Origin of the sequence: Burkholderia sp. IO2, from assembly GCF_029522185.1 — a bacterium.
GTDB lineage: Bacteria > Pseudomonadota > Gammaproteobacteria > Burkholderiales > Burkholderiaceae > Burkholderia > Burkholderia cenocepacia.
Map to the genome: position 1 here is coordinate 1 of NZ_JAKWFH010000012.1, position 15,633 is coordinate 15,633.

The following is a 15,633-nucleotide window of genomic DNA, read 5'->3' on the forward strand; positions in this document are numbered from 1 at the left end:
TACCAGCGTCGTCGAGGGAATCAACAACACTATCAAGGTCATCAAGCGCAGGGCTTACGGGTACCGCGACGAGGAATACTTCTTCCTCAAGATCCGCGCCGCGTTCCCCGGTAATCCACGATGAACCTTTTTTATTGCACGAGCACGGCTGCAACCGCACGCGCTCGCGGGGTCGGACCGCTCGGGCGGCCACCGCGGCGAGGCGCACCCCGCCCGGCGTCGCCGCCCGATACCGCGCCGCTTCGGCCACCCGGCCATGTAACCGGACGAAAAAAGCCGGCGGCACCGGAGGCGCGACGGGTAAAATTGCGGCCATTCAAGGATTCTTTGGCCTTTCGGAGTCTGTCATGTCCATTGCCCGCCGCACCACGCTGTCGAAGTTCCTGATCGAACAGCAACGTGAGACCAACAACCTCCCCGCCGACCTGCGCCTGCTGATCGAAGTCGTCGCCCGCGCGTGCAAGGCGATCAGCTACAACGTGTCGAAGGGCGCGCTCGGCGAAGCGCTCGGCACCGCCGGCAGCGAGAACGTCCAGGGCGAAGTGCAGAAGAAGCTCGACATCCTGTCGAACGAAATCCTGCTCGACGCGAACGAATGGGGTGGCAACCTCGCCGCGATGGCGTCGGAAGAAATGGAAACGTTCTTCCCGATCCCGGCGAACTACCCGCGCGGCGAATACCTGCTCGTGTTCGATCCGCTCGACGGCTCGTCGAACATCGACGTGAACGTGTCGATCGGCACGATCTTCTCGGTGCTGCGCTGCCCGGACGGCAAGCAGGCGACCGAGGAATCGTTCCTGCAACCCGGCACGCAGCAGGTCGCGGCCGGCTACGCCGTCTACGGCCCGCAGACGGTGTTCGTGCTGACGACCGGCAACGGCGTGAACTGCTTCACGCTCGACCGCGAAGTCGGCTCGTGGGTGCTCACGCAGAGCAACATGCAGATCCCGGCCGACACGCGCGAATACGCGATCAACGCATCGAACGCGCGCCACTGGTACGACCCGGTCAAGCGCTACGTCGACGAGCTGAACGCCGGCAAGGACGGCCCGCGCGGCGACAACTTCAACATGCGCTGGATCGCGTCGATGGTGGCCGACGTGCACCGGATCCTGAATCGCGGCGGCATCTTCATGTACCCGGCCGACAAGCGCACGCCCGATCGTCCGGGCAAGCTGCGCCTGATGTACGAAGCGAACCCGATGTCGTTCATCGTCGAACAGGCAGGCGGCGCCGCGACGACCGGCACGCAGCGCATCATGGAAGTGCAGCCGACCGGCCTGCACCAGCGCGTGCCCGTGTTCCTCGGTTCGAAGAACGAAGTCGAGCGCGTGACCCGCTATCACGACGAAGCAAAATAATTGCACTGCAGCACTGGACGAGGGTGCGAGACATCAGTACAATCGCGCCTTCGCGATGTGGCCCTAACGGGTTGCATCGCAGTGAAGTGAAAGCGGAAAGTCCGCCGGATCGAGGGTTTCGCGAAGCAGCCGCAGCAAGCTGAAAAAATTTCGCAAAACCTATTGCCAAGATCGCGGATTTCACCATATAATTTCATTTCTCTGCTGCCGGTGTAGCTCAGTTGGTAGAGCAGCGCATTCGTAATGCGAAGGTCGTAGGTTCGACTCCTATCTCCGGCACCAAGACATAAAGGTCTGACAAGCATCGCTTGTCAGACCTTTTCTCTTTTCCGGCGCCGAAATCGTGCGCCCGTCCGCTTTCCGACTCACCCTCGTTTGCGGGCATCTCCCGACTCCCGCGCCGCGTCCCGCCGATTACAATCGCCGGACCATTCCGCCCTCTCCCCGCACCATGCGCACCTGGCGTCTCGAGCGACCGACTTTCTCCGCGCAACTGGACGTGTCCCGCGCGACGCGCCTCGTCGCCGCGATCGGCGGCAACGAGCCCGACGCGTTCGCCGGCGAAATCCTGAGGCTGTTCGACGATGCACTGTCGATCACGCAGTGCACGATCTTCGCGTACGAGTTCGGCAACCGCCCGCGCACGCTGTCCGTCGCCGATCATCGCGGCGGCCGCTATCTGCGCGACGTCGCCGACACGTACGCGCGACACTTCTACGCACTCGACGGCAACCAGCCGATCGTCTCGGCCGCCCGGCGCGGCACGCACCGGCACGGCGTGCTGCTGCACCAGCAGGCCGGCGACGAGATCGATCACGAAGCGTATCGCGCGGCGTGCTATCGCGGCCCCGACGTGTCCGACCGGCTCGCGTTGCTGATGCAGCCCGACGATGCAACCTGGCTGTCGATCAACCTGTATCGCGCGCATCGCAGCGGCGCATTCCAGCCGCGCGAGATCGCGACGATCGAGGCGCTCGCGCCGCTGATCGCGCAGGCCGCCAAGCATCACTACGCGCTGGCCGGCGCGGCGCAGATCGGCATCCCGCAACGCATGCTCGCGCGACTGCGCCATGCGTGCCCGGCATTGTCGAAGCGCGAACTCGACGTGTTGCGCGGCGTGCTCGAAGGCCAGACCGCACATGACATCGGCGAGACGATGGGCGTAAAGGCGTCGAGCGTCGTGACCTACCAGAAACGCGCGTATCGGCGCCTCGGCATTTCGAGCCAGCGAGAACTGTTCGCGCTGTGCATGCAGCCCTGAAACGCGTCGGCTCACACCGGGCGTAGCGCGACCGCCGCCGTACCCGAAATGGGGACAACGGCGGCACGACCGGCTTCCATACTGGATCGACCAGCTGCCCACATCGCTTCACCGATGCGGGCACGTCGAACCGGACCACCCTGGAAGCCAACGATGGATATCGACTTCAAGCCCTACCCGTTCGTCGCCGAGCGCCATCCCGCGCATCTGCCGGAGCGTGACGGCGGCATCGACACGCGCCGGCATCGCGTCGCGATCGTCGGCGGCGGCCCCGTGGGCCTCGCCGTCGCGCTCGGCCTCGCGAATCACGGCATCCGCAGCGTGCTGATCGAAGCCGACGATTCGGTCTGCCACGGCAGCCGCGCCATCTGCATCTCGCGCCGCAGCCTCGAGATCGTCGAGCGGCTCGGCGCGCTCGACGATTTCCTGCGCACGGGGCTGCCATGGACCGGCGGCCGCAGTTTCTACCGGCGCGACGAAGTGCTGCATTTCACGATGCCGCAGGACGCGAACCAGAAGCTGCCGCCGATGGTGAATCTCGCGCAATATCACATCGAACAATTCCTGCTCGATGCCGCGCTGCGCCAGCCCGACCTGATCGAGATCCGCTGGCAGACGAAGGTGACCGGCGTGACGCGGCTGCCGGATGGTGTACGCATCGACGTCGACACGCCGCTCGGCGGCTATGCATTTGATGCCGACTGGGTCGTTGCGTGCGACGGCGGCCGCAGCACGATGCGCGACGCGCTCGGCCTGCCGCTGCGCGGCACGACCTACGAGGGCCGCTACGTGATCGTCGACATCGCGCTCGACAGCGACCGGCCGACCGAACGCCTGGCCTACTTCGATCCGTCGTCGAATCCGGGCTCCACCGTGCTCGTCCACAAGCAGCCCGACAACGTATGGCGGATCGACTACCAGTTGCGTGACGACGAGGATCCCGCAGCGGCCGTGAAGCCGGAGAACGTGATCCCGCGCGTGCAGGACCTGCTCGACATGATGGGCGAGCGCGGCGCGTGGTCGCCCATCTGGATCACGATCTACAAGGCGAACGCGCTGACGCTCGAACGCTACCGGCACGACCGCGTGCTGTTCTGCGGCGATGCCGCGCATCTCGTGCCGATCTTCGGCGTACGCGGCGCGAATTCGGGCATCGACGATGCCGACAATGTCGCGTGGAAGCTCGCGTACGTGATCCGCGGCATCGCGTCGGACGCGCTGCTCGACAGCTACTCGGACGAGCGCGTGTTCGCGGCGCACGAGAACCTGCGCTACGGCACGAAGAGCACCGAGTTCATGGCGCCGCCGTCGTTTGCGTTCGCGCTGATGCGCAAGGCCGTGCTGACGCTCGCGGTCCGGCATCCGGCACTGCGTTCGCTGATCAACCCGCGCCAGACATCGGCCATCGCGTATGCCAGGTCGCCGCTCAACACGGCCGAACGCGACACCTTCGCGGCCGGCCCGGCGCCCGGCACGGTGCTCCCCGAGTGTCCGTTGACGCTGTACGGGGCGCATGGCGACGATACGCACCGCGGCCACCTGACCGATCTCGTCGCGCCGCGCTTCACCGCGTTCTGCTTCACGGCGGACGGCGTGCCCGATCCATCGCTCGCCGCGCTCGAGCCACGCCTGCAGGCAGCGCACATACCGTTCGCGCTCGTCACGCTCGCCCGGCATGCGGCGACCGTACGGCATCCGGCCTGCCGCGGCCACGACGACGACGGGCGGCTGTTCGACATGTACGGCGCACGCGACGGCACCGTCTATCTCGTGCGTCCGGACGGGCACGTGCTCGGTCGCTGGCACAATGCGCGGGCCGACGACGTGAGCGCCGCACTCGATCGCGCGCTCCATCCGCACGCTTCGATCGAAACCGATCTTCAGGAGACCGCATGATGACGGACACCGAACGCGACACGCTCTACACCGATCTGTGCCACACGATGACCCGGATCGGTGAAGCCGATGCGTCGCTCTTCCTCGCCCGTTTGGCGCTGCTGTCGATCGAGGCGATCGACGATGCCGCGACCGTCGCGCGGCTGATTGCCGACGCAGCCGACGGACTGCCGGAGGCCACCCTGTCCACGACGACGCACGAGAGATAACGCGTTCGACCGATCAGCCGCAGCGGCGACCCGATTCTTACAAATTCATTTCGCCATGCGTCGCATGCGCACGAATCGTGCCGTACGCAGACAAATCACCTGGAAAATCTGCTTAAGGGTGCATAACATTACTTAACGATTCTGACCCGTCTATCGCGTTACATTGCGTGGGCGGCGCGGCGGTCGCAGCCGCTTTCAACCAGCTTGCGGCGCGCGGCGGCCGGTACGCGGTCATTTCGACTCAACCCAAGGAGAGGACCACCATGACTCATGGCTTGATTATGTGGCTCATCATCGGCGCGATCGCCGGCTGGCTTGCCGGCTTGCTCGTGAAGGGCGGCGGCTTCGGGCTGATCGTCGACATCATCGTCGGGATCGTCGGCGCGGTGATCGGCGGCTGGCTTGCCGGGTTGCTCGGCATCAGCATCGGCAGCGGCTTCATCGGTTCGGTGATCGTCGCGGTCATCGGCGCGGTGATCCTGCTGTTCGTGATCCGGCTATTCAGGCGAGCGGCCTGACGTTTCTCTCCACGCGCCTTCGGGCGCGTTTTCGCATCGGGCCGGCGCGCGGCCGGTTCGCCGCGCGCCGCCCGCTGCGTCACCGCTTCGCGTGCTGCAGCCAGCCGTCGAGCACGTCGGCCGTCAGCAAGCCGCTGCGCGCGTCACGCACGCCCTCGCGCCCGATCCACACGGTGCGCGGCATCTCCCCTCGCCATCCCGCATCGAGCGCCGTTCGCAGCCGCTCGGGCATCGGCTCCGCGTTCGCATACTGCGCGACCTGCGGCGGCAGATTCATCTGCGCCAGCGCCTGCGCGATCGCCGCACCGTTGTCGTCGTACGCATCCATCGCGACCATCGCGAGCTGCACGCCCGGATGACGGCGCTGCCACGCGACCAGATGCGCGGCGTTCTCGCGACAGTATCCGCAATCGAGCGACCAGATCTCGACCGCCAGCGGCCGCTCGCGCGCCGCCGCGTACAGGCGCGCGACGTCCGCCGCGCGCAACGGCTGCAATGCACCGCCGCCCGCCCATGCGGGCAGGCTCGCGAGCACGATGCCGAGCCATGCCATCAGCCGCTTCATTGCACTCCCTCCACGGCGATCAGCCGATAGCCGTCGTTGCGCGTGCGCCACGACAGGTAGATGCGGCCCGCATCGTCGAGCAATTGCGGGTTGTCGCTCGCGCCCGCCGTCGACGCGATCACGCGCGGCGCCGACCAGTGCTCGCCGCGGTCATCCGACCGACGCAGCTTGATCTGCATCGTGTCGCCGTCGAACGCCTTCCAAGCGAGCCACACGACGTCGCCGTGCGCGACGAGCGCCGCATGCGACGCCTGCTCGCCGGGCACCGCGGGATTCGCGCCGAATGCCCACGGTGTACCGCGCGGCAGGCCATCGGCGCCGATGCGCGAATAGAACACGTCGGCGCGACCGTCGACGACGCCGAACCACGCCACATGTCGCGTGCCGTCCGGCGTGATCGCGAGCGCCGGCCCGTGTTCGGGGCACGCCTCGACGTGCCAGTTCGAGAACGTCGCGCGTATCGGCAGGACCGGCTCGGACGCCGATACGGGCAGCGCCGCGAGCGCGTGATCGCGGATCTGCCCCGGGAACACGTTGCGCCACACGGCCTCGATGCGCCCGGCCGGATCGATCGCCATCGCGATCCGGCAGCATTCGCAGGTGTGGTCGGTCACCTTGCGCTCGGGGTCGAACGACGCGCCGCCGTCGCGTGACACCGCGTAGTAGACGGCCGCGCCTTCGTACGTCTGCCCGGCCGCCTTCGCCGCGACGAGATCACGCTTGTCGATCCATGCGATCGCGATGTTGCCGGCGGGATCGACGGCCATCATGTCGAAGCGGTGCGTGATCGCCTGCCGGTCGCGATGCACGGTCACGGGCACGCTCCACGTCGCGCCGCCGTCGAGCGAGCGCGAGAAGCGCACCATGCCGGTGTACGGCGCATCGAGCGGCATCGACCACGACACGTACACCGCGGGCCCGTCCGGGCTCGTCGCGAGCTTCGGGCGATTCTCGGCGCTCGTGTAGATCGGCTCGGGCATCGCATTGACGGTGACGGGCGCGGACAGCGTGCGCCCGGCGTCGTCGGAATGCGCGACGACGACATGCGCGCCTTCGACCCATGCGACCCACAGCCGATGACGCGCATCGAACGCGGCGCCCGTCGCGAGCGGCTGCTTCTGCTGCGCGGGCGTCGCCTGCATGCTCATGTGCGCGGCGTGCGGATCGGCGGCTTTCGGCACGCCGGACGCATCATGCGCGCCGGCGGTCGAGAGCGCCGCGAGCCACAGCGCGCAGCCCGCCGCGAACGATCTCACAGCGACCATTTCAGTTCTCCATAGAAAGTGCGGCCCGGATACGGGTGAAACGTGTAGTAGCGGCGGTCCGTCAGGTTGTCGATGCCGGCCGACGCGGTCCAGTGACGATCGAAGCGGTAGCGTGCCTTCAGATCGACGACCGTGAACGAGCTCGTGCCGCCGTAGACGTCCGGATTCACGTCGCTGTTGTCGAGCGTGTTGTACTGGCGGCCCGAGTAGCGCACGCCGACGCTCGCGAGCCAGTGCTCGTCGAAGCGATACGACGCGAGCAGGTTCGCGCGCATGCGCGGAATGCGCGGGAAACGCGACCCGACGTAGGCCGGGTTCGCGGCATCGGCAAGGATCTGCGCGTTGCTCGCCGACACGTTCGCGTCGAGGTTGAGCCCGCGCAGCCCGACGTTCTCGCCGCTGAACGCGAGCTCGACGCCACGCACGCGCACGCGGTCGACGTTCGAGATGTTGGTGACGGTCGTCGCGCCCGACGCCGTCGTCTGGCTGTAGATCGAATCGCGCAGGTCGCTCTGGAACACGCTGGCGCGCACGACGCCGACGCCCACGTCGCGTTCGGCCGTGAAATCCCAGTCGATCGCCTTTTCGGGCCGCAGGTTCGGATTGTTGTTGACGATCGCGTTGTTCGAAATCGTGCCCTGGAACAGCTCGCCGACCGTCGGAAACCGCGTGCCGGTCGCGAACGACAGCCGGAAGCGCCAGACTTCCGTCGCGTCCCACTGCAGCGCGACTTTCGGCGACAGCGCATTCGCGCTCCGGTCCGCATAGCCGAGCGTGCCTTTCGCATTGCCGAGCGCGCCGCCGTACGCATCCCAGCGCTCGTAGCGCAGCCCGAGCGTCGCGAGCCAGCCCGGCGCGAAGCGCCACGCGTCCTGCCCGAACAGCGCCTGCGTGCGCGTGTCGCCACGATAGACGCTCGCGAGCGACGTGGTCGGCCCGGCCAGCCAGTCGGCGGTGTTGTACGTGACGTTGCGCAGGAAGTAGTTGTCGTAGTGATAGCCGAACGTGAACGTATGGCCTTTCACTTCCGGCGCCTCGGCCTTCAGGTCGAGCGTGCGCCAGCCGGTGCCGTCGCCCTGGAACAGCGTGCCGGCCCCACCCTGCACGGTCGAGGCCGCGCGCAGCACGTCGCGCGACACGTCGTACGCGGATACCACGCCCGACAACCGCCAGCCGGAATCGAGCCGGCCGTTCAGCCCGAGCGCGTACAGCCAGTTCTCCTGATCGCCACGCTGCGGCGCGAACGCGTTCGGCGCGACGGTCATGTTCTGCCCGCCGATCGACACGTTGCCGCCGTAGACCGGATTGCCCGTCGCATCGCGCAGGAAGGTCTCGCCGTGCTGCCGGTAATGGTTCTCCCAATGCCCGAGCGTCAGCGTCGCATCGACGTGATCGGTGAACGCATAGCCCATCCGGACCGTCTCGTTGAGCTGCTCGGTCCGCTCGATCGTCTGCGCGCCGACGATGGTCCGCGGCTTGCCGTTGGGGCCGATGTCGGTCGCGGCGCCCGTCACGGGCACGGCGGCGCCCAGCCTCGGGTTGTAGGCCGAAGCGGGGCTCGCATACTGCATCGGCTGGCCGTTGTTCTCCAGCCGGTCGAGCGACAGCGCGAACCAGAACCGGCCGACGCGGTTCGCGATCCGCGCGGTCTGATGATTGCCGCCGAGGCTATCGGCAAAGCCGTAGCCGTCGTGGTAGCGCTGCGTGAAAAACTGCGTCGACAGCGACGCCTCGAGCTGTTCCGGGCGGCGCGTGGTGAGCAGCACGGTCGAGCCGATCGAATTGCCCGGATACAGCGCGGAAAAGGGGCCATAGAGCACGTCGACGCGCGCGATGTCGTCGGGCGGAATCAGCGACCAGCGCGGCGGGTACGCGTAGCTCGACCCGAGCAGGTTCGACAGCAGCACACCGTCGGCATAGACGAGCCCGCGCGCGCTCTGCAGTTCGTTGAAGTCGCGGCCCGCGAAGATGCTGTTGCGGTCGCCGATGTAGCGCTTGCGGACCATCAGGTTCGGCGCGTACTTCAGCGCGTCCTCGGTGGTGACGTTGGTGTGCGCATCGATCTGCTCGCGGGTGATCGACGTGACGACGGCCGGCGTATCCGGGTCGACCGGTTGCCGCTGCGCGGTCACGCTGACGGCGCTCAGCGTGTCGCCGGCCGGTGTGGCCGATGCCGCGACACCGGCGGAAGCCGGCGTGGCGATGGCGGAACGATCGGCGCCGCCGCCGCGGGCGGCCTCGGCGCGTGCATCGTCGGTCGAAGCCGCGTGAGCGGCCGGCCATGCGAAAGCGGTCGCGCATGCGAGCGCGAGCCGGCCGCGCGACGGCCGCGCGGCAAAGGTAGACGACATGAGTGAATTCCTGAAAACGTGATCGGACGCCGCCGGACACGGGTGCGCGAGCCGCGCACGAACGACGCGACGCGCGGACCGGGGCCACGGGCGGCTCGCGCGCCACCAGGGCGCGCGGACGACATCAATCAGATCGGGAGGTTTTCAGGCGGGGCGCGCGGCTGCGCGAGACGGATGCCCTTGCGGGGTACATCGGGAACGACCGGCGCGGCCACCCGATACGCGAACGTCCGCACGAAGCCCGGCATCGCGGGCTGGCTCGTGCCCAGCGCGACGTTCGCCGCGAAGCCGGGGCAGTACACGCAGTGCGGGACGCCGGCATGGTCGAACGACGACGTGTCGCGGTCGTCGCCCGCTTGTGCGAGCACGACCTGACGGGCGCCCGCTGCACTGCACAACTCGAGCGTGAGTGCGCCGGAGCCGCTCGACGCGAGACGCGCGTAGCCGACGACGGGCGACAGTACGTTCAGTACCAGCGCCAGCCATACGAGGCCGATCCATCGCGTCGTTCGTCTCATCGCGGTCCAGGAAAAAGTGCGCGCAAGTATAACAAGCGGCCCGATTGTTGCCGATCGTGCAGCGTGCAATACCGGGCATCGCACCGCGCGCCGGAGCGCATGTGCCGTTAATACAACAGAGACAAAATCTAACGATTCGCCGCTGGCATAAATCCGAGCGCGAGGTTGATAATCATTGAACCTGCTGGAGAAACGATCATGGACGAAAGACCCACTCGCATGCCACCGCCCGAGCAAGTGATGAGCCCGGATCCGGAACCCGTCGGCGTGGAATTCCTCGCCGAGCTGCCCGAGCACGTTCGGGCATTCTTCGACGAGCAGCACAAGCTGTACTCGCCGAAGTGAACGCCAGTTCGGTTCTGTAACCGCCACGTGTCTATCATCGCTATCGTGCGGTTCATCCGTGCGCTTCGCGCGCAATTCGCCTCGCACCCGGGCCGCAACAGCCTGACGGTGCCGGATCAGCTCGCCTGCTGATTCTCCTGTCGCGACGCTACGCCGCGCGACTGTCTTCGTCTATCCTTCTGGTTTTCCACGTCCGGCCCGCCCGGGTCTCCCGATCGTTCCGATGAAGCAAGCCATTCGTGCCAGCCTCGCTGTCGCCGCGCTCGGCGTCGCCCTCCTTTCGTCTCCGCATCCCGCCCGGGCAGACGGCGACGACACCGCCCTCACCAACATCGTGGCGCTCGCGTCGCAGCGCCTCGCGCTCGCCGAACCGGTCGCGCGCTGGAAATGGGCGAATCACAAGGCCATCGAGGACCGGCCGCGCGAAGCGGCCCTGCTCACGGCGGTCGAACAGCGCGCCGTTCAGGCCGGCATCGATCCCGCGTTCGCCCGTACGTTCTTCGAGGACCAGATCACGGCGAGCAAGGACGTGCAGAATGCACTGTTCGCGACCTGGCGCACGACGCGGCCGCCGGAAGGCACACCGCCCGATCTCGCGACCAGCACGCGGCCGGCGCTCGATCGGCTGACGCAGAAAATGCTGACCGGTCTCGCGCAGGTCGCCCCGCTACGCGCGGCGCCCGATTGCCAGGCGCGGCTCGCGCGCAGCATCGCGAACTGGAAGACGCTCACCCGCTACGATTCCACGCAGACGCAGGCACTCGATACCGCGCTGTCGCACGTCTGCTCCGCCGGCGGAGCCAGCGCGATCGGCTGACGCGCCGTGGCGCTCAATCCGCCGGCGTGAGCGCCATGAGCGGAATCACCTGCAGGCCGCGCGCGAGATGCGTCTGCAGCAGGCGATGGGTGAAGGGTTCGAACACACTGGCCGCCGCGTCGGCCACGAGCCGCGCGGCCGCATCGAGCGATTCCGCCGAACCGAGATAGCACCAGCCGTCGATCACATGAAACAGGCGGCGCTCGCCGTTCGCCTCGAACGCGACGGCGCCTTCGAACGGCCAGGGCGCGCCACCCGCGCGGGTAGCGTCGGCCGTGGGGCGCCGGTTGTACGACGGGCGCAACCGGGCAATCCATTGCGCTTCGGCGAGCATCGCCCCCAGCTCGTTGCCGGTCTCGCGCCATTCGACACGGCGCACCTGCTGCGCCAGCCTCATTTCCTTCGACGACCGGCGTTCGCCGGTCAACAGCGCGCGCAGCCGCTGCCGCACGCGCACGCTGCGGCCGACATACAGCGCTTCGTCACGCTCCCCGAACAACGCATACGCGCCGCACCCTGCCGGCGCGGTATCCAGCCACGCCTCGGTCAGATCGCCGCCCAGACGGAAGTGACGCGTCGTCCGCGCGATCTGGTCGCGCAGCCGCTCGAGCGGCACGATCTCGTGCAACTGGCGCCAGAACTGCCAGAGCAGGTCGGCATCGGCCAGCGCCCGGTGGCGCGCGGCCGGAACGAGCCCATGCCGTTCGATCAGCGCATCGAGCCCGTGCCGCGATTCGCGCGGAAACAGCGCGCGCGACAGCCGCACCGTGCAGAGCACATCGGGATTGAAGGCCAGCCCGGCGCGCTCGAACTCGGCGCGCAGGAAACCGCGGTCGAAGCTCGCGTTGTGCGCGACGAACAGCTTCCCGTCGAGCCGCTCGAACAACGCCGGCGCGAGCGACGCGAACGTCGGCGCGTCGCGCACCATCGCGTCGGAGATGCCCGTCAGTTGCTGGATGAACGGCGGGATCGCCTGCCCCGGATTGACGAGACTCGTCCACGTCGACACGCCGAGCGGTCCGATTTCGACCACGCCGATTTCGGTGATGCGGTGGTCGGCGGACGAGCCGCCGGTGGTTTCGAGGTCGACGAAGACGAGCGGCTGTTCGCTGGCGGGATCGGACGGACGGGAATCGGACATGAAAAGACTGGGAAACGATGCTTCCGTGAGTATGCACCGGCGGGCGTACTCGCGACCAGCCCGGACCGGTTTGCTCCGTCCCCGGAAAACAAAAAGCCCCCGCGATGCGGGGGCCGGACGTGATCGGCGATGCGTGGCGCGTCAGACCGCCTGGATATTCGCTGCCTGCTTGCCTTTCGGGCCGACCTTGACGTCGAACGAGACACGCTGGTTTTCCTTCAGCGTCTTGAAGCCGTCCATCCGGATTTCGGAAAAGTGCGCAAACAAATCTTCACCGCCATTGTCCGACGTAATAAAGCCAAAACCTTTAGCATCGTTAAACCATTTCACGATACCGGTATCCATGTCTTCGTTCCCCACTCGATAAGATCAAAAAAGCTATTTTTATAGCCGTTACCCGAAATCCCGAAACATTGCGCCAGCACCCGCACCAGCACGCCGCCCGAGGACGGAGTGCTGACTTTATAAATTGGACAATCCGGGTGCGTCAAGGAAATTTTTGGCGACCGTTTTATCGAAAAGACGCTAATAGCACTGGAATCGGTACACCATCGCCTTTGATTAATTGATTCGCATCAAAAACCTGTCAATATTACCGGGACCGGATCGCCAATAATCCGGGGCGTGAAATTCCTACCGGGGACAAATCGATTCGGTAAAATCCTCGGGTTTTTTCCGGGTTGCAGAAATGCGGGGACGTTGCGATCCTGAATCAACACCGAAAGGAAGGAGAGGGTCATGTGGCTGGACGGAATCAAGCGCTTCGCGAGCCGGCTCGGACGCGTACGTCGCAAGTCCCGCGCCCTGGCCGAGTCCGCGCGCGAAGCGCCGTGCGACACCGAATTCGATATGACGTGGCACGGCGATCACTGGCAGAACCTGCTCGCATCGCCTCTCGATGCCCGTCACTACGTGATGGAAGACTGGACCTATACGCCGCCGCCGATCGAGGCAGAAGAAGCCGTGCCCGCGGGCAAGCGCAAGCGCCGCTCGTACACGCAGTAGCGCACCGGGCAGCAGGGCAAAAAAAAAGCGCGACTGGGAAGTCGCGCCGACAAAGGTTTGGAGATCTTTTCCGTCAACGAAAAAGTCTGCTTCGGAAAGCAGAGATCGCAGTATAACGAGAGAACTACCTTTCATTATCCATGCTCCACACAAACCTCTATTGCCGATGTGTCAATAATCGCGCTATAGCTGCCGCCGCCCGTTGCTGACCGTCTGTCGCAATCGCGCAACGCCCGTTACGTAGTCCTGAGTTCCATTTCATTTCGCTGCACCGCCGCAAACCCTTGCGGAGCAACCGTTTGCGCGCTTTTTTCGATTTTTGCGGATTCCAAAATACATTGTTTCTTAAAGTGTGAGCCGTCCCCGCTTCGCGCCCTCCGTACACTGCACATGGCTTTCTGATAAGCGCACCGCCGTTCTGCGGGACCGGCTACAGCGTCAAGCAAAACACGGCCAGTCCGCCGCAGGTTCGATCGACATCATCCTGTTTGGAGACAGATCCATGAAAAAAACCCTGATCGTCACCGCGTTGTCGGGTGTATTCGTTACCGCAGCCCATGCTCAAAGCAGCGTTACGCTGTACGGCCTGATCGACGCAGGCATCACCTATACGAACAATCAGGGCGGCCACAGCTCGTGGTCCGAACGCAGCGGCCAGATCAACGGGAGTCGCTGGGGTCTGCGCGGCACGGAAGATCTCGGCGGCGGCCTGAAAGCGATCTTCGTGCTGGAAAACGGCTTCAACATCGCCAACGGCACGCTCGGCCAGAATGGCCGCGAGTTCGGCCGCCAGGCATTCGTCGGCCTGTCACAGGAGCAGTTCGGCGCCATCACACTCGGTCGCCAATACGATAGCGTCGTCGACTATATCGGCCCGCTGTCGCTGACCGGCACGCAATTCGGCGGCACCCAGTTTGCCCACCCGTTCGACAACGACAACCTGAACAATTCGTTCCGGATCAACAACGCCGTCAAATATACGAGCGTCAATTTCGGCGGGCTGAAGTTCGGCGCGTTGTACGGCTTCTCGAACAGCAGCCAGTTCTCGAACAACCGTGCATACAGCGCGGGGGTGTCGTACACCTACGCCGGCTTCAATATCGGCGCCGGCTATCTGCAGTTGAACAACGACATCTCGGGGCTCACGTCGGCCGCGGTCACCAACGGCGCCGGCGCGGTGGCAGGCGACAACACGTTCGTCGGCAAGCGTCAGCGCGTGTTCGGCGGTGGCCTGAACTACACGTTCGGTCCGGCAACGGCCGGCTTCGTCTTCACGCAATCGCGCGTGAACCGGGCGCTCGGCATCTCTGCCGGTGCGTCGGGCGTGTCGACCGGCCTGGGTCTCAACGGCACGTTTGCCCGCTTCAACAACTACGAAGTGAACGCGCGCTACGCGCTCACGCCGGCGTTGTCGCTGGCCGGGTCGTACACGTACACCGCGGGCTTCCTGGACGGCCGTCATCCGGGCTGGAATCAGTTCAACCTGCAGACCGACTATGCGCTGTCCAAGCGGACCGACGTGTATGTGCAAGGCGTGTATCAGCGCGTCAGCACGGACAGCCTGGGCATCGGCGCCTATGTCAATGGCCTCGGTGGCGCTTCGTCGAGCAACAAGCAGATCGCCGTGACCGCCGGCCTGCGTCACCGTTTCTGAGCCACCGGCACCGCACCATACACCGGAACGGAAAAGCGCCCCGTCGGGGCGCTTTTTCTTTGCCGTGCCGCACCGTCGACGCTCAGGCGTCGCCCCGTGCCGGATACCGGACGTCGAGTATGTCGATCGGCTGGGGGCCCGCCGGCGTCATCAGCGTGACGGTATCGCCGATCTTCGCCTTGATCAGCGCACGCGCGACCGGCGAAATCCAGCTGACGCAGCCGCGGTCGAGATCGACCTCGTCGATCCCGACGATCGTCACCGTATGATCCTCGCCGTCCGGCGTCTCGTAATCGACCGTCGCGCCGAAAAACACCTGGTCGACATTCTCCTGTCGGCTCGCGTCGACGACTTCCGCGAGGTCGAGCCGCTTCGTCAGGAAGCGGATGCGGCGATCGATCTCGCGAAGCCGCCGCTTGCCGTAGATGTAGTCACCGTTCTCCGACCGGTCACCGTTCGATGCGGCCCACGACACGAGCCGCACGACTTCGGGACGCTCGACGTCGATCAGGTTCAGCAGCTCGTCCCTCAGCCGCTTGTGGCCGGCCGGCGTGATGTAGTTCTTCGCGCCCGCCGGAATCGCGGGTTGAGCCGGGTCGAGATCGTCGTCGTCACCGTCCGACTCTTTGACAAACGCCTTGTTCATGATGCAGATTCAACGTGGATGACTGATCCCCCCAAGGGTACACGAAGGGGGCCGGCCAAGGTCATGCACCCTAATTCGCGA

Annotated in this window: 17 protein-coding genes and 1 tRNA gene; 11 read left to right on the plus strand and 7 right to left on the minus strand. The window is 65.9% G+C overall.

The window, feature by feature from the left end:
- The 7 genes from MMB92_RS09800 to MMB92_RS09830 all read left to right on the plus strand — a co-directional run.
- Window positions 1–124: transposase (locus tag MMB92_RS09800; protein ID WP_143329487.1), on the plus strand; the 124-nt coding region annotated here is incomplete at its 5' end.
- A 223-nt stretch (window positions 125–347) separates the two neighbouring features.
- On the plus strand, window positions 348–1,361 hold the full coding sequence (locus tag MMB92_RS09805) for a class 1 fructose-bisphosphatase (protein WP_080323305.1): 1,014 nt from the start codon (window positions 348–350) through the stop codon (window positions 1,359–1,361).
- A 206-nt stretch (window positions 1,362–1,567) separates the two neighbouring features.
- Window positions 1,568–1,643, plus strand: a tRNA-Thr gene (locus tag MMB92_RS09810).
- A 169-nt stretch (window positions 1,644–1,812) separates the two neighbouring features.
- Window positions 1,813–2,622: a LuxR C-terminal-related transcriptional regulator gene (locus MMB92_RS09815; RefSeq protein WP_006485728.1), complete on the plus strand. Its 810-nt coding sequence runs from the start codon at window positions 1,813–1,815 to the stop codon at window positions 2,620–2,622.
- Window positions 2,623–2,775: 153 nt separating this feature from the next.
- A complete protein-coding gene (locus tag MMB92_RS09820; RefSeq protein ID WP_277562675.1) occupies window positions 2,776–4,518 on the plus strand; it encodes an FAD-dependent oxidoreductase in 1,743 nt (580 codons plus the stop codon).
- Window positions 4,515–4,727 carry a hypothetical protein gene (locus MMB92_RS09825; RefSeq protein ID WP_060213678.1) on the plus strand — a complete coding sequence of 71 codons (213 nt, stop codon included), beginning with the start codon at window positions 4,515–4,517 and terminating at the stop codon, window positions 4,725–4,727. The genes MMB92_RS09820 and MMB92_RS09825 overlap by 4 nt, the downstream gene beginning before the upstream one ends.
- Before the next feature lie 263 nt (window positions 4,728–4,990).
- Complete coding sequence (locus MMB92_RS09830; RefSeq protein WP_006476609.1) at window positions 4,991–5,245, plus strand: GlsB/YeaQ/YmgE family stress response membrane protein; 255 nt, start codon at window positions 4,991–4,993, stop codon at window positions 5,243–5,245.
- A gap of 79 nt (window positions 5,246–5,324) precedes the next feature.
- Here the strand turns inward: MMB92_RS09830 and MMB92_RS09835 are convergent, their stop codons facing one another.
- The 4 genes from MMB92_RS09835 to MMB92_RS09850 form a co-directional block, all read right to left on the minus strand.
- Window positions 5,325–5,810: a TlpA disulfide reductase family protein gene (locus MMB92_RS09835; protein ID WP_058902076.1), complete on the minus strand. Its 486-nt coding sequence runs from the start codon at window positions 5,808–5,810 to the stop codon at window positions 5,325–5,327.
- Window positions 5,807–7,075, minus strand: a complete 1,269-nt coding sequence (locus MMB92_RS09840) for a sialidase family protein (protein ID WP_277562676.1) — start codon at window positions 7,073–7,075, stop codon at window positions 5,807–5,809. Before MMB92_RS09840 ends, MMB92_RS09835 begins: the two co-directional genes overlap by 4 nt.
- Entirely contained in the window at window positions 7,063–9,426 is a 2,364-nt protein-coding gene (locus MMB92_RS09845) for a TonB-dependent receptor (RefSeq protein WP_006494161.1), read from the minus strand. The genes MMB92_RS09840 and MMB92_RS09845 overlap by 13 nt, the downstream gene beginning before the upstream one ends.
- Window positions 9,427–9,554: 128 nt before the next feature.
- Complete coding sequence (locus MMB92_RS09850; protein WP_006496571.1) at window positions 9,555–9,944, minus strand: DUF2946 domain-containing protein; 390 nt, start codon at window positions 9,942–9,944, stop codon at window positions 9,555–9,557.
- Between the two features lie 240 nt (window positions 9,945–10,184).
- Between MMB92_RS09850 and MMB92_RS09855 the strand changes: the two genes are divergently transcribed.
- Both MMB92_RS09855 and MMB92_RS09860 read left to right on the plus strand, forming a co-directional pair.
- Entirely contained in the window at window positions 10,185–10,289 is a 105-nt protein-coding gene (locus MMB92_RS09855) for a chorismate mutase (RefSeq protein WP_162484450.1), read from the plus strand.
- A 223-nt stretch (window positions 10,290–10,512) separates the two neighbouring features.
- The gene (locus MMB92_RS09860; RefSeq protein WP_006486628.1) at window positions 10,513–11,106 is read left to right on the plus strand and encodes a chorismate mutase; all 594 of its coding nucleotides are present in this window, start codon (window positions 10,513–10,515) and stop codon (window positions 11,104–11,106) included.
- A gap of 13 nt (window positions 11,107–11,119) precedes the next feature.
- Here the strand turns inward: MMB92_RS09860 and MMB92_RS09865 are convergent, their stop codons facing one another.
- Both MMB92_RS09865 and MMB92_RS09870 read right to left on the minus strand, forming a co-directional pair.
- Window positions 11,120–12,247, minus strand: a complete 1,128-nt coding sequence (locus MMB92_RS09865; protein ID WP_006496574.1) for an exonuclease domain-containing protein — start codon at window positions 12,245–12,247, stop codon at window positions 11,120–11,122.
- 141 nt (window positions 12,248–12,388) lie between these two features.
- Window positions 12,389–12,592: a cold-shock protein gene (locus MMB92_RS09870; protein WP_006476615.1), complete on the minus strand. Its 204-nt coding sequence runs from the start codon at window positions 12,590–12,592 to the stop codon at window positions 12,389–12,391.
- Between the two features lie 393 nt (window positions 12,593–12,985).
- On the opposite strand from MMB92_RS09870, the gene MMB92_RS09875 reads away from it, so the two are divergent.
- Both MMB92_RS09875 and MMB92_RS09880 read left to right on the plus strand, forming a co-directional pair.
- Window positions 12,986–13,252, plus strand: coding sequence for a hypothetical protein (locus MMB92_RS09875; protein ID WP_006486644.1), 267 nt, complete (start codon window positions 12,986–12,988; stop codon window positions 13,250–13,252).
- Between the two features lie 502 nt (window positions 13,253–13,754).
- On the plus strand, window positions 13,755–14,906 hold the full coding sequence (locus MMB92_RS09880) for a porin (protein ID WP_277562690.1): 1,152 nt from the start codon (window positions 13,755–13,757) through the stop codon (window positions 14,904–14,906).
- 82 nt (window positions 14,907–14,988) lie between these two features.
- Here the strand turns inward: MMB92_RS09880 and greB are convergent, their stop codons facing one another.
- On the minus strand, window positions 14,989–15,552 hold the full coding sequence (gene greB / locus MMB92_RS09885; RefSeq protein WP_006486618.1) for a transcription elongation factor GreB: 564 nt from the start codon (window positions 15,550–15,552) through the stop codon (window positions 14,989–14,991).
- Between the last annotated feature and the right edge of the window lie 81 nt (window positions 15,553–15,633).

Coding starts and splice junctions, on each gene's coding strand:
- MMB92_RS09805 (WP_080323305.1), top strand. CDS start 348: ATGTCCATTGCCCGCCGCACCACGCTGTCGAAGTTCCTGATCGAACAG.
- MMB92_RS09815 (WP_006485728.1), top strand. CDS start 1,813: ATGCGCACCTGGCGTCTCGAGCGACCGACTTTCTCCGCGCAACTGGAC.
- MMB92_RS09820 (WP_277562675.1), top strand. CDS start 2,776: ATGGATATCGACTTCAAGCCCTACCCGTTCGTCGCCGAGCGCCATCCC.
- MMB92_RS09825 (WP_060213678.1), top strand. CDS start 4,515: ATGATGACGGACACCGAACGCGACACGCTCTACACCGATCTGTGCCAC.
- MMB92_RS09830 (WP_006476609.1), top strand. CDS start 4,991: ATGACTCATGGCTTGATTATGTGGCTCATCATCGGCGCGATCGCCGGC.
- MMB92_RS09835 (WP_058902076.1), bottom strand. CDS start 5,810: ATGAAGCGGCTGATGGCATGGCTCGGCATCGTGCTCGCGAGCCTGCCC.
- MMB92_RS09840 (WP_277562676.1), bottom strand. CDS start 7,075: ATGGTCGCTGTGAGATCGTTCGCGGCGGGCTGCGCGCTGTGGCTCGCG.
- MMB92_RS09845 (WP_006494161.1), bottom strand. CDS start 9,426: ATGTCGTCTACCTTTGCCGCGCGGCCGTCGCGCGGCCGGCTCGCGCTC.
- MMB92_RS09850 (WP_006496571.1), bottom strand. CDS start 9,944: ATGAGACGAACGACGCGATGGATCGGCCTCGTATGGCTGGCGCTGGTA.
- MMB92_RS09855 (WP_162484450.1), top strand. CDS start 10,185: ATGAGCCCGGATCCGGAACCCGTCGGCGTGGAATTCCTCGCCGAGCTG.
- MMB92_RS09860 (WP_006486628.1), top strand. CDS start 10,513: ATGAAGCAAGCCATTCGTGCCAGCCTCGCTGTCGCCGCGCTCGGCGTC.
- MMB92_RS09865 (WP_006496574.1), bottom strand. CDS start 12,247: ATGTCCGATTCCCGTCCGTCCGATCCCGCCAGCGAACAGCCGCTCGTC.
- MMB92_RS09870 (WP_006476615.1), bottom strand. CDS start 12,592: ATGGATACCGGTATCGTGAAATGGTTTAACGATGCTAAAGGTTTTGGC.
- MMB92_RS09875 (WP_006486644.1), top strand. CDS start 12,986: ATGTGGCTGGACGGAATCAAGCGCTTCGCGAGCCGGCTCGGACGCGTA.
- MMB92_RS09880 (WP_277562690.1), top strand. CDS start 13,755: ATGAAAAAAACCCTGATCGTCACCGCGTTGTCGGGTGTATTCGTTACC.
- greB (WP_006486618.1), bottom strand. CDS start 15,552: ATGAACAAGGCGTTTGTCAAAGAGTCGGACGGTGACGACGACGATCTC.